This is a genomic window from Herbidospora sp. RD11066 (assembly GCF_054661255.1).
The window spans coordinates 1-264 of the sequence record NZ_BAAGDO010000186.1; the positions used below are offsets into that span (position 1 = coordinate 1).

General features: G+C 41.3%; 1 protein-coding gene. It reads left to right on the forward strand.

Features of this window, described 5'->3' with window-relative positions; translation table 11 throughout:
- Positions 1-27 precede the first annotated feature (27 nt).
- Positions 28-264 (forward strand): reverse transcriptase family protein (locus ACYQ78_RS39705; RefSeq protein WP_459806160.1); only part of this gene is annotated, 237 nt, incomplete at its 3' end.

Consider the following 264-nt stretch of genomic DNA (forward strand, 5'->3'; position numbering starts at 1 on the left):
TCGCTGAAGAAGGATATTATAGACATGATGAAGATGGGGGTCATAAGAGAATCAAGTTCACCTTACGCTTCGCCTGTCGTGATTGTTAAGAAGAAAGACAACACAAATCGTGTATGCGTGGACTACCGGAAGTTAAACAAGTTAACCGTGTTTGACCCTGAACCTATGCCGACTGCTGAGCATTTATTCCAGAAGTTGAGTGGTGACAAGTATTTTACAAGAATTGATTTGAGCAAGGGTTACTGGCAAATTTCTATACCTGAG